Source organism: Vibrio sp. OY15 (assembly GCF_000742455.1).
Lineage (GTDB): Bacteria > Pseudomonadota > Gammaproteobacteria > Enterobacterales > Vibrionaceae > Vibrio > Vibrio alginolyticus.
In genome coordinates, this window is record NZ_JPIL01000014.1 from 48,775 (window position 1) to 73,342 (window position 24,568).

Annotated in this window: 23 protein-coding genes; 13 read left to right on the plus strand and 10 right to left on the minus strand. The window is 44.3% G+C overall.

Translation table 11 applies throughout. The annotated features are described in order from the left end of the window. Window positions 1-366: 366 nt before the first annotated feature. From artP to IJ23_RS17895, 5 genes are all read left to right on the plus strand, one after another. Window positions 367-1,095, plus strand: a complete 729-nt coding sequence (gene artP, locus IJ23_RS17875; RefSeq protein WP_086013014.1) for an arginine ABC transporter ATP-binding protein ArtP — start codon at window positions 367-369, stop codon at window positions 1,093-1,095. An 88-nt stretch (window positions 1,096-1,183) separates the two neighbouring features. Then, window positions 1,184-1,927, plus strand: coding sequence for an arginine ABC transporter substrate-binding protein (locus tag IJ23_RS17880; protein ID WP_033906961.1), 744 nt, complete (start codon window positions 1,184-1,186; stop codon window positions 1,925-1,927). A gap of 1 nt (window position 1,928) precedes the next feature. Then, window positions 1,929-2,618 carry an arginine ABC transporter permease ArtQ gene (gene artQ, locus IJ23_RS17885; RefSeq protein ID WP_005388570.1) on the plus strand — a complete coding sequence of 230 codons (690 nt, stop codon included), beginning with the start codon at window positions 1,929-1,931 and terminating at the stop codon, window positions 2,616-2,618. Then, window positions 2,615-3,283, plus strand: a complete 669-nt coding sequence (gene artM / locus IJ23_RS17890) for an arginine ABC transporter permease ArtM (protein WP_033906962.1) — start codon at window positions 2,615-2,617, stop codon at window positions 3,281-3,283. Before artQ ends, artM begins: the two co-directional genes overlap by 4 nt. Before the next feature lie 138 nt (window positions 3,284-3,421). Next, a complete protein-coding gene (locus IJ23_RS17895; RefSeq protein WP_033906963.1) occupies window positions 3,422-3,994 on the plus strand; it encodes a dioxygenase family protein in 573 nt (190 codons plus the stop codon). Between the two features lie 9 nt (window positions 3,995-4,003). Here IJ23_RS17895 and IJ23_RS17900 read toward each other — a convergent pair whose 3' ends face one another. Further along, window positions 4,004-4,834 carry a LysR family transcriptional regulator gene (locus tag IJ23_RS17900; protein WP_033906964.1) on the minus strand — a complete coding sequence of 277 codons (831 nt, stop codon included), beginning with the start codon at window positions 4,832-4,834 and terminating at the stop codon, window positions 4,004-4,006. A gap of 118 nt (window positions 4,835-4,952) precedes the next feature. Between IJ23_RS17900 and IJ23_RS17905 the strand changes: the two genes are divergently transcribed. Further along, window positions 4,953-5,600, plus strand: a complete 648-nt coding sequence (locus IJ23_RS17905; RefSeq protein WP_033906965.1) for a glutathione S-transferase family protein — start codon at window positions 4,953-4,955, stop codon at window positions 5,598-5,600. An 84-nt stretch (window positions 5,601-5,684) separates the two neighbouring features. Here IJ23_RS17905 and IJ23_RS17910 read toward each other — a convergent pair whose 3' ends face one another. Further along, window positions 5,685-6,356 (minus strand): type 1 glutamine amidotransferase domain-containing protein, encoded by a 672-nt coding sequence (locus tag IJ23_RS17910; RefSeq protein ID WP_033906966.1) that lies wholly within the window; start codon window positions 6,354-6,356, stop codon window positions 5,685-5,687. A gap of 117 nt (window positions 6,357-6,473) precedes the next feature. On the opposite strand from IJ23_RS17910, the gene IJ23_RS17915 reads away from it, so the two are divergent. Further along, window positions 6,474-7,358, plus strand: coding sequence for a LysR family transcriptional regulator (locus tag IJ23_RS17915; RefSeq protein WP_005388553.1), 885 nt, complete (start codon window positions 6,474-6,476; stop codon window positions 7,356-7,358). A gap of 59 nt (window positions 7,359-7,417) precedes the next feature. On the opposite strand, the gene IJ23_RS17920 is transcribed toward IJ23_RS17915, so the two are convergent. Next, complete coding sequence (locus IJ23_RS17920) at window positions 7,418-9,079, minus strand: electron transfer flavoprotein-ubiquinone oxidoreductase (RefSeq protein WP_033906967.1); 1,662 nt, start codon at window positions 9,077-9,079, stop codon at window positions 7,418-7,420. A gap of 138 nt (window positions 9,080-9,217) precedes the next feature. Between IJ23_RS17920 and IJ23_RS17925 the strand changes: the two genes are divergently transcribed. Further along, a complete protein-coding gene (locus tag IJ23_RS17925; RefSeq protein WP_033906968.1) occupies window positions 9,218-10,183 on the plus strand; it encodes an electron transfer flavoprotein subunit alpha/FixB family protein in 966 nt (321 codons plus the stop codon). A gap of 67 nt (window positions 10,184-10,250) precedes the next feature. Here IJ23_RS17925 and IJ23_RS17930 read toward each other — a convergent pair whose 3' ends face one another. From IJ23_RS17930 to pdhA, 3 genes are read right to left on the minus strand one after another with little or no spacing between them, the layout of a single operon-like run. Continuing rightward, window positions 10,251-11,399 (minus strand): dihydrolipoamide acetyltransferase family protein, encoded by a 1,149-nt coding sequence (locus IJ23_RS17930; protein WP_033906970.1) that lies wholly within the window; start codon window positions 11,397-11,399, stop codon window positions 10,251-10,253. Continuing rightward, window positions 11,396-12,379, minus strand: a complete 984-nt coding sequence (locus IJ23_RS17935) for an alpha-ketoacid dehydrogenase subunit beta (RefSeq protein WP_017634235.1) — start codon at window positions 12,377-12,379, stop codon at window positions 11,396-11,398. Before IJ23_RS17935 ends, IJ23_RS17930 begins: the two co-directional genes overlap by 4 nt. Then, window positions 12,372-13,466, minus strand: coding sequence for a pyruvate dehydrogenase (acetyl-transferring) E1 component subunit alpha (gene pdhA, locus IJ23_RS17940; RefSeq protein WP_025998586.1), 1,095 nt, complete (start codon window positions 13,464-13,466; stop codon window positions 12,372-12,374). Before pdhA ends, IJ23_RS17935 begins: the two co-directional genes overlap by 8 nt. Window positions 13,467-13,531: 65 nt before the next feature. Here pdhA and IJ23_RS25045 point away from each other — a divergent pair, with 65 nt between their 5' ends. The 3 genes from IJ23_RS25045 (at window position 13,532) to IJ23_RS17950 (ending at window position 15,395) form a co-directional block, all read left to right on the plus strand. Then, a complete protein-coding gene (locus IJ23_RS25045; RefSeq protein WP_152560954.1) occupies window positions 13,532-13,726 on the plus strand; it encodes a hypothetical protein in 195 nt (64 codons plus the stop codon). Window positions 13,727-14,122: 396 nt separating this feature from the next. Then, window positions 14,123-14,443, plus strand: coding sequence for a DOPA 4,5-dioxygenase family protein (locus IJ23_RS17945; protein WP_005375836.1), 321 nt, complete (start codon window positions 14,123-14,125; stop codon window positions 14,441-14,443). Window positions 14,444-14,768: 325 nt separating this feature from the next. After that, window positions 14,769-15,395: a hypothetical protein gene (locus IJ23_RS17950; RefSeq protein WP_033906971.1), complete on the plus strand. Its 627-nt coding sequence runs from the start codon at window positions 14,769-14,771 to the stop codon at window positions 15,393-15,395. Between the two features lie 350 nt (window positions 15,396-15,745). Here IJ23_RS17950 and IJ23_RS17955 read toward each other — a convergent pair whose 3' ends face one another. From IJ23_RS17955 to IJ23_RS17970, 4 genes are all read right to left on the minus strand, one after another. Continuing rightward, window positions 15,746-17,527, minus strand: coding sequence for a sodium:solute symporter family transporter (locus IJ23_RS17955; RefSeq protein ID WP_031781211.1), 1,782 nt, complete (start codon window positions 17,525-17,527; stop codon window positions 15,746-15,748). A gap of 685 nt (window positions 17,528-18,212) precedes the next feature. Beyond that, window positions 18,213-18,929 carry a 3'-5' exonuclease gene (locus tag IJ23_RS17960; RefSeq protein ID WP_033906974.1) on the minus strand — a complete coding sequence of 239 codons (717 nt, stop codon included), beginning with the start codon at window positions 18,927-18,929 and terminating at the stop codon, window positions 18,213-18,215. Beyond that, window positions 18,929-20,791: a putative nucleotidyltransferase substrate binding domain-containing protein gene (locus tag IJ23_RS17965; RefSeq protein WP_033906975.1), complete on the minus strand. Its 1,863-nt coding sequence runs from the start codon at window positions 20,789-20,791 to the stop codon at window positions 18,929-18,931. The genes IJ23_RS17960 and IJ23_RS17965 overlap by 1 nt, the downstream gene beginning before the upstream one ends. Before the next feature lie 142 nt (window positions 20,792-20,933). Beyond that, window positions 20,934-21,653: a FadR/GntR family transcriptional regulator gene (locus tag IJ23_RS17970; RefSeq protein ID WP_005388529.1), complete on the minus strand. Its 720-nt coding sequence runs from the start codon at window positions 21,651-21,653 to the stop codon at window positions 20,934-20,936. A gap of 561 nt (window positions 21,654-22,214) precedes the next feature. On the opposite strand from IJ23_RS17970, the gene IJ23_RS17975 reads away from it, so the two are divergent. Together IJ23_RS17975 and IJ23_RS17980 are read left to right on the plus strand one after the other, a co-directional pair. Continuing rightward, window positions 22,215-22,931 carry a FadR/GntR family transcriptional regulator gene (locus tag IJ23_RS17975; protein ID WP_017634231.1) on the plus strand — a complete coding sequence of 239 codons (717 nt, stop codon included), beginning with the start codon at window positions 22,215-22,217 and terminating at the stop codon, window positions 22,929-22,931. 189 nt (window positions 22,932-23,120) lie between these two features. Continuing rightward, window positions 23,121-24,410 (plus strand): MATE family efflux transporter, encoded by a 1,290-nt coding sequence (locus tag IJ23_RS17980; protein WP_025998585.1) that lies wholly within the window; start codon window positions 23,121-23,123, stop codon window positions 24,408-24,410. The last annotated feature ends 158 nt before the right edge of the window (window positions 24,411-24,568 follow it).

The following is a 24,568-nucleotide window of genomic DNA, read 5'->3' on the forward strand; positions in this document are numbered from 1 at the left end:
TATAGTCCATTCACAAAGTCCTAATCAGGAACTCGCCGATAGAAGGCTTTACCGGAAATCGAGGGGGGAAGCCCGGCAAAAATGAGAAGGTCTGCGTCGGGTGTAGTACGTTCAAAGACTCAAAATTCCGTCTACACAAGCACAAAAGTAACCAGAATTTTAACCTTGTTTCGATTGCCATCATATTGTTGGATTTTCATCAACAATTTCAGTTAAAACCAACTGATTAAACCAGTCATATTCTCTGTTGTATTGATTGCTTATCATACAAAAATTTAACAAAATTAATTTTTATACATTTTTATTGCATAAAAAATCCTTTTGAGTAATATAAATGCCAAGTGACAATTAATGCGGTATGTCAGCATGACTATTCAGGTAAGCGGAATCAATAAATCCTACGGTGAGACACAAGTGCTTCACGATGTCAGCTTTAAGTGTGAAAGCGGCGAAACACTGGTGTTACTCGGTCCGAGTGGTGCAGGGAAGAGCTCTCTACTACGTGTTCTTAACCTTCTTGAAGGTGCGGATAACGGCAAGCTAAACATCGCAAATGATGTTTTTGATTTCTCTACTGAAATCAAAGAGAAACAAGGTTTAGCACTTCGTCGTAAAGTAGGCATGGTGTTCCAGCAGTACAACCTATGGCCACACATGACAGTGATGGAGAACCTGATTGAGGCTCCGGTAAAAGTCGCTGGCATGGATAAAGAAGAAGCGAAGAAGCAGGCAATGCAAATTCTTGCGACGCTGCATTTGGCAGACAAAGCGGATGCATGGCCGATGCAACTTTCTGGTGGTCAGCAACAACGTGTGGCGATTGCTCGTGCATTGATGATGAAACCGGAAGTCTTGCTTTTTGATGAACCGACCGCTGCGCTTGATCCGGAAATTACTAACCAAGTCGTTAAGATTATTAAAAATTTAAGCGAAACCGGAATTACACAAGTAGTTGTGACGCACGAAGTGGATTTCGCCAAGAAAATCGCTAGTCACGTACTGTATTTAGAAAAAGGACACATCGTTGAGCACGGCACAAATGATTCGTTTTCTAACCCGCAAACCGCCCAGTTTGCTGACTACTTAAATCACTAAATTACGTTTTTAAAGTTCAGTCTATTTAACAGATAAGCTCGGCTGTCATTGCGAGTGTCAGCCCACTAAGTACACACGGAGTATTGCAATGAAAAAGATTCTACTAGCTTCACTAATCGGCCTTTCTTCTGCAACTATGGCAGCAAACGCAGCAGCACAAGAAGAGATCAAATTCGCGATGGAAGCGACGTACGCACCGTTCGAATACATGGATGAAAACAACCAAATCCAAGGTTTTGATGTGGATCTGGCGAATGCACTATGTAAAGAAATCGAAGCAAAATGCACCTTCCACAACCAATCGTTTGACAGCCTGATCCCAGCATTAAAATTCAAGCGCTACGATGCGGCAATCTCTGCAATGGACATTACTGAGGCGCGTTTGGAGCAAGTGAATTTCACGAATGCATACTATGACAACTCAGCAGCGTTTGTTTCTATCAAAGAAAAAGTGGCTGTTCAAAAAGCACTAGAAGGTAAGCGTGTTGGTGTTCAAAACGGTTCAACACACCAAAGCTACCTGATTGAGCAAATGCCGGGCGTAACCGCGGTTCCTTACTCAAGCTACCAAGACGCGTTCATCGATATGAAAAATGGCCGTATTGATTCTGTATTCGGTGACACAGCAGTAGTAGCAGAATGGTTCAAGAAAGAAGACAATCTAGCTTACGTGGGTGAGCACGTCACTAACCCTAAATACTTCGGTAACGGTTTCGGTATCGCAGTAAACAAAGGTAACGACGAGCTAGTGAACAAGCTGAACACGGCACTGAAAACAGTGAAAGCGAACGGCGAATACGACGTAATCTACAACAAGTACTTCGGTAAGTAATATGGCACTAACGGGTTACTCTTTATCGCTTGTTCAAGCTAGTTGGATGACTGTCCAGCTAGCCTTCACAAGCCTTTTAGTCGGTTTGATTCTGGCAGTGGTATTCGCCAGTGGTGAAATGTCTCGCCGCGTTTTCGTTAAATGGCCAATGACGGCGTTTGTGACGATTGTACGTGGCTTGCCAGAAATCCTTGTCGTGTTGTTCATCTATTTTGGTTCGACGCAGGTTCTGTTTTTAATCACCGGCGACTTTATTGAAGTTAGCCCGTTCTTGTCTGGCGTGGTGGCGTTGTCATTGATCTTCGCTTCCTACGCTTCTCAAACTCTACGTGGCGCATTAAAAGCCGTTGGAAGAGGGCAGAGAGAAGCAGCAAGTGCACTCGGCATCAGTCAAGCACACGCTTTCGTTCGCATTGTTTTACCACAAGCAGTAAGACATGCACTACCAGGTTTAACTAACCAATGGTTGGTTCTGCTGAAAGACACCGCGCTTGTATCACTGATTGGCGTAACGGATTTGTTGAAGCAAGCGCAGCTAACATCTGCAGCGACGCATGAAGCGTTTACATGGTACGCAACCGCTGCGGCGATTTACTTAGGCATTACTTTGATTACGCAACGTGCCGTAAAACTGATTGATAAGAAATTCTCAATTCAAGGTATGAGCATGGGACAGGAGGCGACCGCATGAACGAACAACACGTTTGGCAAATGCTGGATGGCTTAGGCACTAGCCTCCAATTGACCGCTGCTTCCTTGGTTGTGGGCTGCCTCTTAGCTTTGATGATGACGCTGACTCTGATCCTACGTACTCCGGGTTTGCATTGGTTAAGTCGTGGCATCATCACCTTGTTTACTGGTACGCCTTTATTGGTGCAGATCTTCTTGGTGTACTACGGTCCGGGTCAGTTTGATGCTGTAAGAGAAAGTGTATTTTGGACATGGTTAAGCCAACCTTGGTTCTGTGCGATGTTAGCACTAGCACTAAATACCGCTGCATACAGCACTCAGTTGTTCAAAGGAGCGTTTAACGCGATTCCTTCCGGTCAATGGCAAGCGTGTCGTGCATTAGGCATGAACAAAACCGCAACACTGAAAGTGCTTCTGCCATACGCTATTCGCCGTGCTGTTCCGGCTTACTCGAACGAAGTGATTTTGGTCTTCAAAGGCACGTCACTAGCAAGCACGATTACGATCATGGATCTGATGGGTTACGCGCAGCGCATTAACGCACAAACCTACGATACGTTGACGGTATTTGGTATTGCAGGCGCATTTTATTTAACGGTAAATGGTGTGCTAACTCTCATTTTCCGTCAGGTAGAGAAGAAAGCATTGGCGTTCGAAGCCGCATAATCCTTCAATCAACACTCATCATTTAGTTCCACAGTGCCTCTGCGAATGGCTCTCTTGCAGGGGCATTTTTTATATTCGTCATGGCAAATTCCTCAAGTTCTCCCAAACTTAATTCAACGCAATTGTATTGGTGGCACCATGGAAAGAAGACACTTTTTAGCGCTGTGGACATTGTTGTTCGCACCCTCATTAAAAGCGAAAACACCAATGCGGCCAACGCCAGCACAAACTGAAGGGCCATTTTATCCAGTAGTGGACATTCCTCTTCGTCAAAACTTGATTCTGCAATCAGAAGGTTTGGTCGGTGAAGCTATCGTGTTGCAAGGTAAAGTCGTAGATACATCGGGAAACCCTGTCTCAGGCATCAAAGTAGAAATCTGGCAATGCGATGGGCAGGGGATTTACGATCATCCTAAGCAACCAAATAACGATAAGTTTGATGCTCACTTTGCAGGTTTTGGCGCGGTAGAAACTCAATCGGATGGTCGCTACTTATTCCAGACTTTGTACCCCGTGCCTTATGCCTCTCGTCCACCGCACATTCACGTTAAGTTGTGGCGGGATAACCAAGAGCTTCTGACCACTCAGTTGTACTTAAAAGGCAATACTGGTGATGAGTGGTGGGGTGGCAAAGCCCGTAATTATCTGCAGTTTGAAACCATGCGAATCGACGGGCGGTTAATGGGCGAATTTAACTTTGTGATTGGCTAGCTAATCCGGTTAGGCCATTAACTCAACCAATTGCGCCAAGCATTCTTTATCCAGTATCGGATGAGGCTCGACGCTCGTGACCAAAACGATATCCACGGAAGGTAGCGATGGCATATCGTCTAAGATCTTAAGATCCTCGCTAACGCTAATACTGCCCATCGCACCGATAGCCATACCTGAACGTACAATTGCTCGTTGTGCAGAAGCCGTATTGCAACATGCCAATAGTTGATAAGGAGTGCCACGTTTGGTTAATCCGTCTACTGCTGCCGCATGGTATTTACAGTCGGTTTGGAATAGGGCGAGAGGGAGAGGTTGGGCGTTCTCAATGTCAAAATCAGGATGAGCAATCCACACGCCTTTGTCGCTCGCTAGCCAATAACCTTCTTCACTATCCGGTGCTCTTGTCACAATAGCGGCGTCTAGCTTTCCTTCATCGAGTTTCTCTCTCAAGGTGATGCTTGGCTCACTGAAGACTTGAATTGAACACGTGGGCTCAGATTGCTGTAATACGCGGATGACTTTAGGCAAGATATTGTCGTTGTAATCCTCTGGGCAACCTAAGCGAAGAGGGCGCTTGTTTTCATAGCGCCTCACTTGTTTCAGTGCTTGATTGTGCAAGCTAACCAATTGCTCTGCGTGAGAGCGTAGTGCTAATCCCGCTTCACTTAAGACAAGATTGCGACCTTCTTTTTCAAACAAACTGACGCTGAGTTCGTCTTCTAGCTTACGCATTTGCGCACTGAATGCGGATTGGGTGCGATTGATCTGCTTGGCTGCACGAGTGAAACTTCCCGTTTCGACAAAAGCCAGAAAGCTGCGTAACGCATCGATATCCATATCTAAAACTCATCCATCGTTTTTGTTGAAGTGTTCCATCAAAACTATCCGTTAGTCCCCTTAAATACAATCAGATATTGTGAATGGGTACTCAAAACACAAACCGCATGGAGGCGTCATGAAACTGTTTATTGCTAACCAAAACTACTCAAGCTGGTCACTGCGCGCATGGCTGATCTTTTCTCAATTCAAACTAGATGTCGAAGTCACCAAGCTCAAATTATTCACGGAAGATTTTTATAAGACCTTGGAAGGTATTACACCAACCGCGAAAGTCCCTACCTTAGTGGATGATGACGCAACCGTGTGGGATTCATTAGCGATTTTGGAATACGTTAACGAGCAATACTTACAAGGCAAAGCATGGCCAAGTAAGTCTGCGGAACGGGCTAAAGCACGCGCCATCGCATCAGAAATGCATTCGGGTTTCTTTAACTTAAGAAGCGAACTCCCAATGAACATCCGCGCACGCAGAAAAGTCGATCTAACGGAGGGAGCACGTAAAGATATTGCTCGCATTGACGCTATTTGGGCAGAGCAAGCAGAACTGCATCCAAACGGTTGGCTATTTGGAGAATGGTCGATAGCGGATGCTATGTATGCACCTGTGGCATTGCGTTTCCAAACTTACGGCATCGAGTTATCGGAAGGTGCCAAAGCTTACCAACAAAAGGTGCTAGCAAGTGAATCTTTACAGCAATGGTTGGAAGAGGCGAACCAAGAAACAGATATCGTAGAAGAAGATGAAGCAGGGGTAGAAGTATAAGCGCATCTTGCGATCGCCTGTAGCAAGGGAAAGCATGACAAAGCACGCTTTCCTCTTCTAGGATGGTTGTAGTTTCCGGCGCGTTTAAGCTAGGTGTTCAACAATCGCTCTGCCTACGCCGTGTGCGCTCGTTGGGTTTTGACCTGTGATGACACGATCATCCACAATTACAAACTCTTGCCATGGTTGCACTTTAGAGTAGCGCGCTGCGTTGCGTGCAAGAGATTCTTCCAATAGGAATGGGATATCGTTGATGGTGCCGAAGTCGATCTCTTCTTCACGAGTGAAGCCTGTTACTGATTTAGACGAAAGTAGCTTTTCGCCATTGCTAAGCGTGATAGGTAGAAGAGCGCCCGGACCATGACAAACTGCAGCCACAATACCGCCATCTTCATAGTGTTTTGCAGAAATCTTGGCAAAATCTTCGTTGCTCGCTAGGTCTGAAAGAAGACCAAAACCACCCGGATAGAAGATCGCATTGTAGTTGTCACCGTTGATTTGTGACACTGGAATCGTGTTGTTGATGCGGTTCTGGAAATCATCATCCGCCAAAATTTTCTCGTTCACTGCGTCGCCTTCGATGTCGGTTCCGTACAGTGGTGCTTGTCCACCTTTGATAGAGGCAATGTCGTAATCGAAGCCTGCACCTAGTAGCTCGCTAAGGGCATGAGTGAGCTCTGGCGCGTAAGTTCCGTTTGCTTGGTCAGTTTCACCAAGAGTCGCATGGTTCGTCACAATGATGAGTACTTTCTTCATGATGGTTTCCTTTTTGGCTTACGTGTATTTGTTGAACACCTTCATACTAATTGCTAAACAAATAAGTGATAATACGATTAATTGGCAAAACATTATTGCTATATAGCAAAGGTAAGTATGGACAGTTTTGAAGGCATCAATGAGTTTGTTACGGTTGCTGAGAGCTTAGGGTTTTCTGCAGCGGCAAAACAGTTAGGTTGCAGTACCAGTCATGTCAGTCGCCAAGTCACAAGATTAGAAGAGCGATTAGGTGTCGCTTTGTTAGCACGTTCGACAAGAATGGTGAGTCTAACGGAAGCGGGGCAAGCGTATTATCAACAGTGTAAAGAGTTGGTGATTGGGCTTCAGCAAGCCAATGAGCAACTCACCACGCAGCAAACTCAATTGAGTGGTACGTTACGTGTGAGTGCCGCTGGTGCGTTTTCTGAAAACCATGTAGCGCCTGCCTTGATGGCGTTTGCCAAGCAACATCCTAATCTCACGGTAGAAATCAACTTCAACACCAGCATGGTCAACTTTATTGAAGATGGTTTCGATTTTGCCATTCGTTACGGTAGGTTGAGTGATTCAGGCTTGGTTGCGAGAAAGCTGGTGGATCGTCCCATGGCAGCGGCAGCCAGTCAGCGTTATCTCGATGAACATGGTTTGCCAACGCACCCCGAGCAACTCAAGCGTCATAGCTGCATTATTGCCAACAAAGACGTTTGGTTGTTTGAAAAAGACGGCAAGCCTTTAGATGGCGTAAAAGTGCAGGGCAGATGGAAGAGCAATAACGCACACACGGTCTTGCAAGCCTGTGCAGAAGGATTAGGTGTGGCGTACTTACCGAAGAGCAGTTTCAACGATGCTATTTCGTCTGGTCGTTTGGTGCCAATCCTAGAGCCCTATTGGGGAAGTGGCAACAGCAGCTGGATTGTTTATCAGAATCGTCACTTTCTACCTCTACGAGCGCGATTGGCTATCGACTTCTTGCTTGATCATTTTGCCGATTGGCAGGAGTAATGAGGCTCTGCCAATCGGTTTGTTTATCCATTTGTTAGATCGTCAACATACTAACGTATCTACATGTTTTGATAGCTCGGTCCACCGCCACCTTCTGGTGCTTTCCACGTGATGTTTTGCGAAGGATCTTTGATGTCACAGGTTTTGCAATGCACGCAGTTGGCGGCATTTATCTGAAACTTCAACTTATTATCCACTTCCACCACTTCGTAAACCCCAGCGGGGCAATAGCGCTGACTCGGTTCGTCATACATACCTAAATTAACATCAATTGGAATGTGAGGGTAAGTCAGAACAAGGTGACAAGGTTGATTCTCTTCGTGCTGTGTTCCCGACAAAAATACCGACGAAAGCTTATCAAAACTGATTTCACCATCTGGTTTTGGGTATGCAATTGGGTGGCACTCTTGTTTAGGTTTTAACTGCTCATGATCGTGCGAATAGTCCTTGATAGACCAAGGTAACGGCTTCTTAACCAGTGGTTGCCACAGGTTGTGTTCAAAAGTCGAAAGAGCACCGCCCAGTATGCTGCCAAACTTATGAATGTTCGCACCAAAGTTACGCGTTTCAGCGAGTTCGTCATACAACCATGATGATTCAAACAACGACTGGTAGTCTGGCTCAGAAGCTCCAGTTTGTCGGGCCGTATGTACCGCTTCTGCTGCAATGATTCCGGATTTCATTGCTGTGTGGCTGCCTTTAATTTTAGCAACGTTCAAAGTCCCCGCATCACAACCAATCAATAAACCGCCAGGGAATTGTTGTCTCGGCAGAGAGGAAAGCCCACCTTTCGCAATGGCTCTTGCGCCGTAAGCGATGCGCTGAGCACCTTTCAAATGTGGTTCAATAGCAGGATGGTGTTTAAAGCGTTGAAATTCGTCAAACGGACTCAAGTAAGGATTGCTGTAATTCAAGTCGACAATAAGCCCCACGGCGATTTGGTTGTTCTCCATGTGATAGAGAAAACCGCCGCCTGTGGTATTTGTTTCACTCAAGGGCCAGCCAGCGGAGTGGATAACACTGCCAGATACATCCTTACTGTCAGTGGGTAACTCCCATATCTCTTTTAGGCCAAGCGCGTAGTGCTGTGGTTGCTTTCCTGCGTCTAGGTCGAACCTTTGAATAAGTTCTTTACCCAGATGTCCGCGACAACCTTCAGCAAAAAGGGTGTATTTTGCCCTTAGCTCGATACCTGGTTCAAAGTTAGGTTTGGCCTGGCCGTTCTTATCTAGTCCCATATCGCTCGTGTTAATGCCTGTCACGGCGCCAGTCTGATCATAATTGATGCTTGCAGCGGCAAAGCCCGGAAAAACTTCCACCCCAAGATTTTCTGCTTGGTTAGCGAGCCAACGGCAAAGGTTGGCAATGCTAATTACGTAATTATTCTCGCCATTTATCATTGGACGCGGTGTAAGGAAGTGGGGAACGCGAATATGGTTTTGTTCAGTAGTAAGATAAAAGAAATCATCTCGTTGAACTGAGGCTGCTAGCGGGGCGTCCATTTCTTTCCAATTGGGGAAAAGCTCATCTAAGGCACTAGTTTCAAAAACAGCGCCAGATAAAATATGTGCGCCCACTTCTGAGCCTTTTTCTACAACGCAAATTGAAAGTCCGTCATCTTCACTGTCTTGGTTGAGTTGAGCTAGTCGACAAGCTGCACTTAAGCCCGCAGGTCCGGCCCCCACGATCACGACATCAAACTCCATGCATTCTCGTTCCATCTCTATGCTTCCTTTCTATTATCGTCATCTGCGTGACAGGTTTTTGGTTTCTATACAGAAAACTATAGCTCAGTTGACGTTAACGTGAAGTGGACTAAGCTCAAGTAATGGATCTGACGTGTTATATGAGGCATGACCATGGAAGACCGACCATTAGCAACACTTGTGCTCGCAGAGCATGACAACCAATCGTTGGCTGTAGGGACGCTGTGTGCAATTAAAGCGGCATTTGAGATTAAGGATGATGATAAATCGCTTCCTGTTTCTGTGTTGCTTATTGGTTATCAGTGCCAATCAGTTTTGGATGAGTTGAATTGTGTTCAGGGTGTTGCAGAAATTATCTGGGTTGATGCGAAGGGATATGAACATGGATCAGCGGAAAATATCGCACCTTTGATCTCACAAGTAGCCAAAAACTACTCACACATTCTTTCTCCTGCCAGTACATTTGGTAAGAATGTGATGCCTCGTGTGGCGGCGTTGCTTAATGTTGGTCAACTTTCTGACGTGATGACAATCGAGTCTATCGATACGGTGATTCGTCCAATTTATGCTGGAAATGCATTGGCGAGAGTCACGTCGAATGATCTCTATAAAGTGATGACCATAAGAAGTACGGCTTTTGATGCCGCAGAGCTATCTGACACGCCAGTTGTCCCTAAGCTTACTCAAGTCGACACGGTGATTATCAATAAACTTAGTGAGTTTGTTTCGCAACAAACGCCAGAAAGTGAGCGACCAGAATTGCCAGCGGCTAGAGTAGTGGTGTCGGGGGGGCGTGCATTCGGGAGTAAAGAGAAGTTTGTTTTAGTAGAACAATTGGCTGACAAGCTAGGTGGAGCGGTAGGGGCGTCACGAGCGGCGGTCGATGCGGGCTATGTGTCTAATGACCATCAAGTCGGACAAACCGGCAAAATTGTTGCACCGGAGTTATACATTGCCGTCGGAATTTCTGGCGCGATCCAGCATTTGGCGGGAATGAAAGATTCCAAGGTGATTGTTGCAATTAATAGCGATCCTGATGCGCCTATTTTTGACATTGCAGATTATGGATTGGTCGGCGATTTGTTTGTGGTAATGCCTGAGCTGTTAGAGAAGCTGTAGATATAGTCTTGTTCCCTAAAACAAAAGGCTTCCGGACTGGAAGCCTTTATCATTTGATTTTAATAAGTTACTTTTCGCTCGGAAGTTGCAGGTGCTCTGCAAGTACTTTCGTAAACCTTGCAGCTTCACCACCAGTACAAGCGCGATGATCAAACGTTACGGATAGCGGCATTGCTTTCACCGAAATTGCTTGACCATTTCTTATCACAACTCGGTCGAGTATTCGGCCCGCGCCGACAATAGCGACTTGTGGCGGTGTGACGACAGGTGTTGCGTAAATACCGGCAATCGCGCCGAAGTTGGAAAGCGTAATCGTCGCGTGCTGCAATTGCTCACGACCGATTTTTCTCTCTCTGATCCCTTCAACGGTTTGATCGAGCCAACGACGAACATCTTGTGGCTCGTATTCATCTGCGTGGCGCAAAACTGGTACGTACAATCCATGACGGCTATCTACTGCAATTCCTACATTGACCGTTGTGTGTACACAGCGTGTCATGGTTTCGGCATCAAACCAAGCGTTTAAAGCAGGCTCTTCTTGACACGCATGAACAATCGCTTGAACAAGGCGGATACTGATATCTTCGTTTGGCAGCCAATCTTCCAACAACGCTTCTTCCGTAATGGTTACGGCGGCAACATGTTCGTGCGACTCGGTCATAGACGATACCATGGTACGTCGAGCGCCTTTCAAAACTTCGGTGCCTGGACGCTGTTTTCCGGCTTCGTCGTAAATATCGGCATCAACGATAAGTCCGTTCGGGCCACTACCTGACACGAGGTTAAGATCTACCCCAAGTTTTTGTGCCAACAAGCGAGCCGAAGGCAGGGCGGTAACGAGGTTACTTTCTGTCGTGTTGTGGTTGCCACCAATCCAGAAATCATCAACGTTAACATGATGCGCTTGGTGAGAAACGCTACCGACGACGGTTGCGGCGTCAGCAGTGGCTTTTTTCTCTGCCGTTACTTCTCTCCCGGCACCTGTTTCATCAATCTCTAGCAGTAATGCACCAATATTGACGATTTCACCTTCCTCACCATGACGGCTGACCACACGGCCCGAATAGGGGGCAGGGACGTCTACCGTCGCTTTTGCTGTCTCTACGGTTAAGATCACTTGATCTAATTTAACCATGTCTCCGACATTAACGTGCCATTTGACAATTTCTGACTCAGCGAGACCTTCACCGAGATCGGGTAAATTAAACGTCTTCATTTCCAATCCTCCACGAGTTCGCGCGCCGCGGTCACAATGTCTTCTTCCTGAACCATGAAATAATCTTCGTTACGGTAATAAGGCATAATGGTGTCCATTCCAGTTACTCGTTTAGGTGGGGCTTTAAGTAAGCACATGGCGTGTTCAGCGGTTCGAGCTAATAGCTCAGATCCCACACCACAAGTTTTACTCGCTTCATGAACAACGAGTAAACGTCCAGTTTTTTCTAGTGAGCTGAAAATCGTCGCGGTATCAATTGGCTTAATACTCGCCAAATCAATCACCTCGACTTCAATTCCCTGACTAGACAAGGTTTGCGCGGCCTGAAGTGACTCTACGACGCATGCGCCCCAAGTAACGAGCGTGATATCTCGCCCCTTACGTAAGGTGAAGCAGGTGTCGAGTGGGAGTGCTTCGCCGTTATCAACGACTTCAGATTTAACGGTGCGATATATGCGCTTCGGTTCGAAGAACATGACGGGATCATTGCTTCTAATTGCGGCGAGAAGTAAGCCGTATGCGCGTTGTGGTGAAGAAGGAATCACCACTTTAAATCCAGCAGTGTGAGCAAATAGCGCTTCCACGCTTTCTGAGTGGTGTTCCGGAGCGTGGATACCGCCGCCAAATGGCGCACGAAAAACCGCGGGACAAGTGAGCCGACCGCGAGTTCTGTTACGCATTCGAGCCGCGTGGCACATTAAGTGCTCCATCGCAGGAAAAACGAAACCTTGAAACTGAAATTCGGCGACAGGTCGTAATCCTTGCGTTGCCATACCGACCGCAACCCCGCCGATTAAGGCTTCAGCGAGGGGCGTATCGATTACTCGTTTAAGACCAAACTCTTGCTTTAGTCCAACAGTGGCACGAAATACACCACCATTATCGCCCACGTCTTCACCTAATACGACAACATTGGGGTCTTGTTGCATTTCGTGGTGCAGGGCAAGGTTTACTGCTTCAACCAACGTTAGCTCAGCCATGTCTGCCTCCCTGCATTCTCATTGCCTTGTTGATGAGTTCATCTCTTTGTGCATGAAGCTCTTGAGGTAGCGATTCATACAAATAATCGAAACCGGTTTCTGGTGCTTGTGGCGGTAAGCTCAGATAGCGTTCAACAGCTAACTCTACTTGCTCTTTACAGTAATCTAGCCATTGCTGTTCTTGTTCGTCGCTCCAAGCGCCTTGATTAAGGAGGTACGTTTTAAGACGTGCGATAGGTTCGTATTGCCATGCAGTTTGAACATCATCTTCTTTACGATAACGAGTCGCATCATCGGCCGTAGTGTGGTCACTCAGTCGGTAACTCACCGCTTCGATGAGTGTTGCACCTTTCCCTTTTCTTGCTCTCTCAAGGGCGGTTTTAGTTGCATCATAAACGGCGACGACATCGTTACCATCGACAGTAATACCCGGTATACCTGCACCTTGCGCTTTTTCTGATAAGAAATCGGCGGCACATTGGAGACTACGCGGCACTGAAATTGCCCACTGGTTATTGTTTACGACGAAAACAAGTGGAATATTCCAAGTACCTGCGCAGTTTATTGACTCAAGAAAGTCCCCTTTGGATGTACCACCATCGCCGCACATGACTAGCGCAGCTTCATGGTTACCTTGAATTTTTAGTGCGGAAGCCACCCCGACAGCATGCGTACATTGCGTCGCTATGGGTACACAGTAGGGAAGGTCTCGGCTAGGAACCGGACTGCCTTCAGGAGCAAAATCACTCCCGCGCTCATCGCCACCCCAGTATTGAAGGTTCTTTTCCATGCCAATGCCACGACACCACATCGCAGGCATATCGCGGTAGTAAGGAACAAACACATCATCGGCTTTAAGTGCTCTGCCGACCGCAATGCCTATGGCTTCCGCGCCTAAGTGTGAGGGATAGGTCCCTAGCTTACCGGTGCGTTGCAAGGCAACTGCTTTGTTGTCGTAAGTGCGAGTTAATACCATGTCTCGGTAAAACCCGACCAATGTTTCAGTGTCAGCCCAGTTGGGTAGTTGGCCGACGAGGTCCCCACGATGGTCGATAAACCGATGCATGGGTAATGCCTGAACGTTCATCTCAAGCTCCTTTTGACGCTGCGGGTCTTTTGGACTGCAGCTGTTCATACAAAACCAGAGTTTGTATGGGTACTCAAACTCTGATATCAGCGCAAAGGCCATACCTAAGGTTGCGTGTGCTTTCGATAGCGGTAGGCATCTGTTCGTCCCTTAAACTATTTGTCGATAACATCGCTGCGATTATTTCACCGCAAGATACAGAGAAAGGCTTTTCTGTATCTAACCCTCTAACTAAATCGTGGTATAGCCAGATACAATAAGTGTAAACAAATTGTTAAATTATGCTTCATTTTGACTTTCGCTCAGTAGTAAAGTTTTGCTTACACCCTGATTTTGCAGAGTAATATGCTGCTATTTTGTTGGTGGCATTTTTAAACTCGAATTTAATTACTGGTTAATGAAACATATTTGCAACAAAATTTGGCTGTAAAATTTGACAAAGTGAGTCATTATTAATGAATCAACTCAAACAGTTGCTATATGATGAATTGCAAATTTTTGTTGTGCTCGAAGCCTCGACCTTATGAGAATGCATAACTTCTTCCCAACTGAGTGGAATCAAGGTAGGGTGACGGCATTACAAATGTATACCCTCGGCAGTCCTTGAGCTTATCCAAAGTAGGTGGTGCTCAAGCGGAAGTGATTATGGAGAAGTTATGTACCACGCTCATGTTTATTTTCCCCTAAGAGAACAAGATAAAGCGCAAGCCTTGAACGAGATCATCCGTCAAGAGCGTCAAGATGTGCTGCGTGTGTTTCCATTAGTTGGACGGTTAGTTGGCCCACACAAAATGCCGATGTTTGAAATTCATCTAGAATCATTGAGTGAAGAGTTCTTGGCGTGGCTTGATACGATTCGAGGCGATTTTTCTGTGCTTATTCACCCAGTAAGCGAAGAAGAGTTGCTCGATCACACAGAACGCGCGATTTGGTTGGGCAGAGAGATTGGTGTATTTGAAGAAAAGTTAGAGAAATAGTTGCTTTCTCGCCCATGCATGACCGCTTTGAATCCTTCTCTTCTCATTGCGGTCGCAGCTTCTGCTTAACGCCTCATCTTCATTGATGGGTGCGGAAACCCTCTCTTACGCTTTGCTGTAGCTATTTTTGTGCTAAACCTAAAAGTAGGCTTTCGAACTTCACGCACAAAGCGTGAAAATATCGCTGTTTAGCATGCCATTAAATGAATTTTGGTGGTAATAAAATAATAAGTCTTTGATAAATCAAATAGGTATAGCAGGGAAGTGCAGTTTACGACCCCAACGCCATTGGCAGTGGCGCCGATAATTTATGAGGGGGAAGGGTATGTTTTCAATACTCTTGGTTATACTTGCACTCTATATATTTTGGCTGTTGTTTCGCTACGGGCCTGCGTTTGCCGGGCGTACCGCTCAAAAAAAACGTGACTGGGTTGGGCCTACCACCAACAAAGAAGAGTGGCGAGAATTTTGTACGGATGTATTTCAGCCGTTCAGTTCTCAAACGACTTTCTACGCCATTGCTTATTTTGCCAATTACGTAGCAGCAGCGAACGCAATATCTTGGTCAACGATATACGAAGGCGATTATCCGGTCATCATAAGCCGATTTGGTAGCTACTTCATTTTAAGCACGCATGATGCACTGGTCGTAGCTGGGTTTATTGCGCTTGCTTTCTTTATCATTAATTGGCAACTTGCCATGCGCTGCTCTGGTATTCTTAGCCAGTATCTAGTGCGGATTCTTATTATTAATCAAAAGCGCTTTGTCGCGATTAGCTTGGTGTTTTGCAGCTACTTTTCGTACCTACTGACGCTTGGTATATTCTGGCTGTTCCATGATGGGTATTCAATCTGGCATGGATTAATGCTTAGCCCTGTGTTCCTGCTGTTAGCTTTATTGGTAGCGGTTGTTGTGCCATCTGCAAAAAGAGAAAATAGTGTACCTAAGTAATCCCGAGATGGTTTGTTCAGCGGGAATAGTTTGGCTTGTAGACTAGGTAGTGGTGTAAAGGACTAGCCAGTCTAAATCACGAAGCGGCAACAAAGTATACGAGCCGAGATCTTTACTTCATCAGGTATTTGGATGGCTTTGGGGCGTTTACTTAAGCAAGGTAGGCTGCACTTTTAACTCGATCAGATTATCACGTTCTGGTTTAGCCTTATCGAATGACAAAATAAAGCTGCAATTCGATAACCCTAGACAAGATGATATGTCTTCGTAAAAGGGTGAAGTGTTCGTACTGGGAACTTAGAATTAAAAAACGCGGCCAAAGAATAGCCGCGTTTATTAGAATAAGAGATTTAACTTTCTGTCACAGGTTCAGAGGCTTGTTCAGCGCTTGAATCCACAGCTTTTACAAGTAGTAGACCAACACCTCCGACGATGGCACCACATAGAATAAACACTAAGCGCCCCCATACTGGGTTAGGTAGCAGAGCCATAAACATGACACCTATACCTGCGACCGCGATAAGTTTACCCAGCATTTGACGTTGCTTGTTATCGAGTTTTCTCTGTGCCACTGATTCCGCTACAAGAGGCGTTGATAGGTTTTCAAAGAACTTATCGACATCTGCTTGACGTTTGTCAGTTAGAGGCTTGTAGAATAGAGTCGACAACATGAAGAAGCCACCAGTTAGCGTCATGTGTCCGATTAGACCTATTGCTACTTTCACATCAGACCATTCTCGGCTAGTCAACTCCTCAAGGCCAAACGCCGATGACACCATATCAGCTGTGATAACAAACCCAACAAGGTAGGAAACGATGCCACCCACGACTAGAGTTCCCCAACCTGCCCAGTCTGGAGTTTTCTTGATAAAGAAGCCTAAAAACGCTGGAATTGTCATTGGGAATCCGATGAGCGCACCAACGTACATCATAGTGTCGAATAGACTCAGACCTTTTAGAGAGTTTATAAACTGCGCGATTAGAATAATTGCAACGCCAAATACCGCCGATGTTGCTTTAGAAACTGCGACTAGCTCTTTCTCTGATGCTTGGCCTTTACGAACGATCGGTTCATAAAAGTTCTTTACGAAAATACCTGAGTTGCGGTTAAGACCAGAGTCCATAGAGGACATCGTAGCAGCAAACATTGCAGCGACCAGAAGTCCAACCATACCTGCTGGCATGTATTCTTGAACGAAGTATAGGTACGCGAAGTCGCCTGCTTTGTTACCAGCATCTGGATAAGCTGCCGCTAAATCAACACCTTGGCCTGCAATATACCAAGAAGGCATGAACCAAATGAAAACTCCACCCAGCATCAATACACATGCTAGCAAAGCTGCTTTTTTTGCATTTTTAGAGTCTTTTGCAGCTAGGTAACGGTAAGAGTTCAACATATTGTTTGTAATAGAGAACTGCTTAACGAAGATAAAGAACGCCCAAATACTAAAGATGCTTAAGTAGTTCAGGTTGTTACCTGCAACAAAGCTCCCACTTTCTGCGACTGGGAAGTTAGAGATAATTTCAGTAACGCCACCACCTTGAACAATAGCAACGGCTGCACATGTGATTGTTACCGCCATGATGATGACCATTTGCATGAAATCGGAGGCGATAACCGCCCAAGAGCCGCCAGTTACCGACATCGCAAGTACAACTAAACCGGTAATCCAGATGGTTGCTGTCATATCAAAACCAAAAATACCTGAAGCTATAATAGCAAGGGCGTTAAGCCATACACCTGCAGAGACAACACTGTTTGGCATCGAAGACCAAGTAAATACTTGTTCGTTTGTTGTACCAAAACGCATACGAATGGCTTCTATGACAGTTACGACGCGTAACTGACGAAATTTCGGTGCAAAGTAAGCGAAGTTCATGAAGTAACCAAACGCGTTTGCAAGGAAAATAATAGCGACAGCAAAACCATCATTGTAGGCTTTACCAGCGGCGCCAGTAAATGTCCAAGCAGAGAATTGAGTCATAAACGCCGTTGCTCCAACCATCCACCAAAGCATGTTGCCGCCACCTCGGAAGTAGTCGCTTGTAGTACTAGTAAAAGTTCTGAACATCCAACCTATTGCGATTAAGAATAGAAAATAGATGCCCACAATGAGAGTATTGAGTTCCATCTTTAGACCTTTGAAGTAGTTTATTGTCCTAAGTAATAGTAACGTTCGCTCCCCTTATTTGTAGTACAATAATTCAAAATCGTGACCAGTAAGGCGTAATAAACCCTTTAATTAATCATACAAGTGATCGGTGTCAGATATTGCTTTTCTCTGAAGCTGCTAAAAGTGTCGAGTTTAGGCATGGGTTCTATGAATATACTTATAAAGAATCTTAAGTCCTCTAATAAGAATGGACGCGGATTTATGCATATCTGGCAGAGGGATATAACATCGATTGATGTAGGATTGTTAAAAAAAAGCCCATGCAAGCCTGTACTGCATGGGCCAAACGGTACCAGTACCGCGAGCTGTCGGCTGAAGTTCGCAACAGCGGCTTTACATGATTACTAACCACTGCAGATGACGTTCGAGGGGACATCACCTGAATTCGGTTGTTTATGTAACGCTGCTAGATCTTCGACAATCATTGCGCACATGCAATGCTAAGCTCTCTAAAATGTAGTTATGATATGGAGCAACTAATCAGTTTACACTCGCTCTGATGTTGGCAAGTGACAATGGCTATTCGTTGCATTTTGCTAACGTCGCCCCATTTATGATATTGTATTATTAATTAAGATAAATGCTGATGATACCAAATTGTGACAGAGAACATGTTTAGCAAATAGGCCTGTGATCTGGATGATTACAGGCTAAGCCGATAAAGGGGCCCGACTGTCGCTTTTGTCTGAGGTGCGATACGGGTTTGTTGAACTAATAGTAACTCTGCAGTTGCAATTGCATCTGCAAGTGCATTATGGCCGTTGTAAGCGGGTAACCCGTAACGTTCCCTTGTCGCTGCTAGAGTCACATCTGATTCATCGGAAGCATTGATAGCTCTTTGTAACCTTTTTTCTATTCGCAAGGTGTCTATCCAAATGAGCGGCAACTCTTTTATGTTGAAAACTCGCTGTAAATATTGATTAATAAAGCTAGTTTCGACTATACATCCGTGCGCAACAATAACTTTGTTTTCTGCTGCTTTAAAGAATGTCCGCATTGCTTCATGAATAGAGATTCCATCAGTCAGCATTTGTTGGGTAATATGGTTAACAACTATGGTTTCGGGCTTAATTTTTGAGTCGCTATGTACATAAAGGTGTTGGCTTGTTGCTAAGTCAATATGGCCTTGTCGAATCTCTACCCAGCCCATGGAAAGAATGACTTCGTCCTCACTGTCTAAGCCAGTTGTTTCAAGATCTAGAACGATGAACTCAGTGTCAAAAGCTCGTTGATTTACGTCCAGATTTGGCGAGCGAAGCAGCTTTTTAAGATAAAGAGGGATGTGCTTCTTTTTACAGTGCTTTTGTCTCTGACGATTTTTTCGTGTCAATGGATGAAAGTACTCAAGTAAGCGCTTCATTATCGGCTCCCAAAACGGAGTTTGGCGACTTCTTGTAGATCTGCAATGATGCGGAACGCGTCTTTTAAATGTTGACGTTCAAAACTACCGAACGTATTGGGGTCAATGTGGTTATTTGGCTCATCTCCACTTTTTAGTGCTTCTAATTGATGGGCAAATCGAAACGACAAGATGAATTGATATGCGTTTATTATATTTTTGTACGCGTCATGGCTGAGCAGCCCTTTTTCGTTGGCTGCTTTAAAACGCTCATCAGTTGCAGTGAGGTCACATTCAACTGCAAGACCATAAATCCTTGCAAGATCAATGATTAGATTAATCGCGTATTTTTTTACGTCGAGCGTTTTCTTGTTCTCTCCCGATTTTTGTAATACTAGGCTATTGAATATTCCTAGCGGTGGGTTTGTTTTCACCGCATCGTTAACTAACATCGTAAGGAATTCTCTATTAGCGTTGATGTTAGAGTGAAGCTCATCGCGAAGTATCTGTTCAAAGTCTTTGTTTCCATAAACGGTTCGGATTTCTAAAAAGACACTGATATTGAGGAGGCGCTCGTATTCAGGATTTGCCACCCATTTCTTATAGTACTTTTTCCAAACAGAGAGAGGCTGGCACCATTTAGGGGTCGCTGCCATAAACTTCCCTGGACACAATGGATAGTTACATTTATTCAGGCCATTACTTACTATCATTGCTAAATGTTTGAAGTAGATACGGTCGTTATCTGTTGCCGAATCATCTAATACGATGGCGCTATCTTGATCTGACAGCATATGTACTTCTTGGCGAGCATGAGAGCCTGCCACAATCCAAGAGAAGTCACAGGGAGGTGTTCCCAACTTATCAATGGCTATTTGTATTAACCTACGAGTGTACGCATCCATAATCATGGTCATCACTTTACCAATGATTTCTGGTGAAACCCGTCCTTCGACTAATGCTTCAAAAATAGCTTGGCGCTCAGACGTAAAACTAGACAACGCTTTGACACTGCCAGCATATTTGATCTTTTCAATTAAAAATATTGCTTGGACTCGATGGTTTTGAACCAAGTGCGTTGTTGTCAAAACGCCAACGACGTTATTGTCTCTGACTAGGGGTAAATTTCTTATGTTGTGCTGCATCATAATGGAGGCTGCGTGCAGAACTAAATCGTCAGGATGAATTGTTTTAGGATCAGGCGACATGACTTCGACGACTGGTGTTGAGATGCTTAATCCTTTGGCGATGACTCGCTTTGTCATATCTCGGTCGGTAATCAGTCCAACTATTTTATTATCACGATAAACGACAGCGCAGGGAGAGCACTTATCGATCATCTCGTTGGCGACTGACTGAATGGATTGCTCAGCGGTTACAATTGCAACTCGACCACTAGCAACTTCCTCTACACGCCGAATAAACAACCCTTTTTCTTTGTTAGACCACACGACATCTAATGCTGACTTTAGCCGTACCTGAGCTTGTGATGCAAAATGTTCAGCACATTCAGGATGAGAAGTGCACAACTTTTTCAGCGCAGCATTTGGAATTACATAAACTAATGAATTTTCGATTGCAATTGCTTTGTATTCTTTTCCGCTTTCGACTTCGTTACCAAGAAAAGTGAAGCCAAACAAATCTTCCGGACCAAGTTTAGCTCTCAATATGCCATCAGATTTACGCTGTTCGATAGAGCCAGTTCTAATAATATAAAGTGACTTTTCGTTCTTAGAAGAACATTGATCAACAACATCCCCCTTGCTTAAATAAGTGATCTTAACAGATGAAGCAAGCTCGCGAAGTGCACCTTTAGGTACCTTGTCAAACGGATCAATCTGGCTGATAAACTGTATGATATTTGGCAGTAGCGAGTCGGTCATAACACAACATTCTCAAAATACATTTGTATTACTATATATCAAAATATTGATGGTGTGCCATAAAGAATTGGAGGAAACGAAATTAAAAAAGCACGCGAGATGCGTGCTTTTGCCTAGTTATTAGATCGCCCAAGCCCTAAGCTTAACTGGCTTCGGGTAAGCGATGTTTTGACTCCAACAAGTGGTTAGCCGAAGCTTGACGTGCTTTTTCAGCATTGCCTGCCATTATTGCTTCATAAATCTCACGATGTTCTTCGATGCACGTATTGCCTTCCTCAGATGAGTGAGCAATAAAGTTAATGAACATTGTAGTCAGAACATGCCCAAACGGTAAGAAAAAGTCGTTTCCGGTTGAGTTAAAAATAATGCTATGGAAACGAATATCTACATCCATCCAGCGCGCTTTGTCCAGTTCGTCTGCTTTAGCGACTTCCAACATATCTTGGAATGCTTCTGATAGCTGAATTCGCTGTTCCGCAGTGGCATTTTTCGCTGCGAGTGCACAAGCTTCAGGCTCTATCGCGCGTCGTAACCCCAAAAATTGATGACAGAACTGATCTATCTCTGTTAGACCGTCCATCCATTCAATTAATTGTGGGTCTAAAAAGTTCCAGTACGCTCGGTTGATGACTCGAGTACCAACTTTTGGACGTGACTCGAGTAAACCTTTTGATGTTAAAAGTTTTACGGCTTCACGCAAAGCTGTGCGACTGATACCAAACTGTTCACACAGGGACATTTCTCCTGGAAGAATGGACCCTTGAGGGATCTTGCCTGACAAAATGCTACGAGCAATTTCGCGAGCTACTTGTACATGTAAGCTGCGCTTGGAACCGGAGATAGAATGAAATTCACCAGACATAAAATCACTTATCGTTAAAATTGTATTATTTAAGCTTGGACTATATCATCCAAAGTGTAGCTCACCAAGAAGATGTTTACGTAATAACAGCTGTCTTCACAAATCCATTTTGAATCTCCGACTGCTTTATGAAGCCTTCATGATTATGATACTTAGCGTATAACAGATGAGGCCACCGATTCTTACATCATTCCTTATTTATTTGTTAGCTCAATATGTTAGTTAACTCTAGTCGCGCCTACTTATTGTACTCACTGATTTTCAATACACAGCACACAATTTGAATAGAAGATCAGGTTTCTTGTTAAATAAAGTGATATTGTATTATTATATACTAAAGATCGGTGTGCATGATGTTACTACTCGACCATTCAATATTGAGTTTGGCCAATATACCTCGCGAGTAAAAATCATATTCATAAGATCGTTAGATTTTAGACGCTAAATAACAGTGCTTTACATTTACACAGAAAGTCTCCGCCTTCAAAGCGTGTTTCATTTGGCCTTTTCTTAATTATTAGCTAAACAAGTCGTTTAGGCTGCTGGCAATGAGGAATATAGATGGCAGAGTTTTCACTTCTCGGGAATTCAAATCACAAGATACATGTACAAGTAGCAAGACAGATTTCTCGCAAAATATTGTCAGGAGAATTAAGTCAAAATGAGAAGCTCCCGAGTGAAATAGAACTGTGTAAGTTGTTTGGTGTTAGTCGGACAGCACTACGAGAGTCGACGAAGTTGCTGTCTGCTAAAGGCTTAATTATCTCTAAACCAAAAGTTGGAACTACGGTACTACCAAGAAACTATTGGCATTTTCTTGATCCTCAACTCTTAGAGTGGATCCAAGATTTAGAAGATACTAAGCCGTTTCTATCTCAGTTTTTAGGATTGCGTAAAGCCATAGAACCAGAGGCGTGTGCGCTGGCAGCCCAAAATGCCAATGCTGAGCAAAGAAAGCTGTTGTCAATTGTATTTCAAAGAATGACGATGGCAGCACGATGTCACGATTATGATGAGTGGATTGCTAACGATCATTTGTTTCATCAAACGATATTCCTTTGTACCGATAATCAATTCTACGTTCCCTTCAGCAATATACTTTCGACCATATTTAAGGTGTTTATTGACAAGTCAGTTGAAGGAGGGAGGTTCTGCCTTAATGAGCACCGTGCAATTTATGATGCAATTATGGTCGGAAACTCATTTCAAGCTCGTTTAGCCTCTCAAACGCTGTTAAATGATGAGAATCAGAGGCTTTCCGACGCCGTGAATAGTTAAGATCTTGCGTACATTTTTATTGACTAAAAAGAGTTTTCTGTCGTTTCTTTTTGTCATGAACTTTGCCTAATGACAGGGCTCTTTAGTTTAAACGTTTAACCTCATTACAAAGGTTTACTAATGTTTTCCCAACCATATATAAAGAAAAACTTATCTCTTGCTTGGCCGCTTGCTCTTAATGCTTTGTTGATGCAATCAATGCTTATGATTGATACGCTGCTTGTTACGCCATTAGGTGAAGTTTCACTTGCTGCTATGGGGATTGCTACAACAATAGTTTCTTTTGTTTTAGGTATCCAAATGGCTCTAGCAAATGGGTCTCAATTGGTACTTAGCCGTGCCGTAGGCTCTGGTCATTATCTATCGTTAAATAAAGGTTTCTGGGCAGCTTTAGTTATCAACGTTCTAGTCGCATCCTTATTCTGGCTGTTGATTACTGTCTTTGATGAAGCGTTAATCAGTAAGTTGACGGATAACGTTGATCTCTATGCGGAGACAAAATGCTACCTTGCAATTGCTAAGTTCATCGTCATATTCAATGCCATTACTCAGGTTATGATTGCGGTGTTCAATGCGCTTGGACGGACCAAAGTTCCATTTAAAGGCTATTTGATTGAATTGCCAGTCAACGTGGCGATGTCTTATGTTCTGATTCACGGCCTGACTAATTTTGAAGGTATTGGCGTTCAAGGCGCCGCGGCGGGTAGTTTGGTTGCTATTAGTATTCGGCTGTTATATTTAACCATGTGCATTAAGCTTGATGATTCTATCATCTTGTCTATTAAGAAGCTTGATGCGTCATTGAAAAGCAATATACATAAGCATTTTAAAGAGATTTTCCCCGTCGCGGCGAACGTCACAATGTTACAAACTGGCGCAACGATATACATGTTGCTGTACTCGCAACTGACCTTAAATGCTTATGTCGCTATGACTATCGTGATGCCTTGGATCAAAGCGGGTACTCAGTTCATTACTGCTTGGGCGCATTCATCGGCAATCACGATTAGCCAAGCAATTGGATCAAGAAAAATGGATGAGCTGCGTAACAATGTCGATATTAGTATTGATATGGCCGTGATGATCTCGTTCGTTTCAGCATTTTTCTTTTTTGCACTTAGTTTCGTGCTTCCTGATTTGTATCCCGACTTAGACCCGAGTACTTACAAAGCGTTATCCGCGATTGCTCCACTTTACATACTGCTACCGATAGTACGTGGCTATAACACCGTTCATGGTCATATTTTGAGAGCGTTAGGTAAAACAACGGAGGTGTTTAAGATTAACTTTACCGGTCAGTGGGTAATCTCAATACCGTTATGTGCTTTGATGATTTTATACTTGGATCTTTCAGTATTTTGGGTGTTTGCAATCATGCCGTTTGAAGAAATTGTTAAGGCATGGCCATTTAGGCATTTAGCACGTAAGTCTCTGAAAGATTTCGATATTAATAAGGCAGACAAGCTAATGTACGATTGATCCTATGACTATTGGATTAGGTCGAAAATATTGTAGATGCTATGGACTAAAGAGGAGTATGTCTAGCTTATCATTTTGGGGTTTATCGAGTTTATAAATTGTGATCAATAGAGCACATCATAACTTCTTTCCTCGAATCATTCCTTTGCAAACCTTAT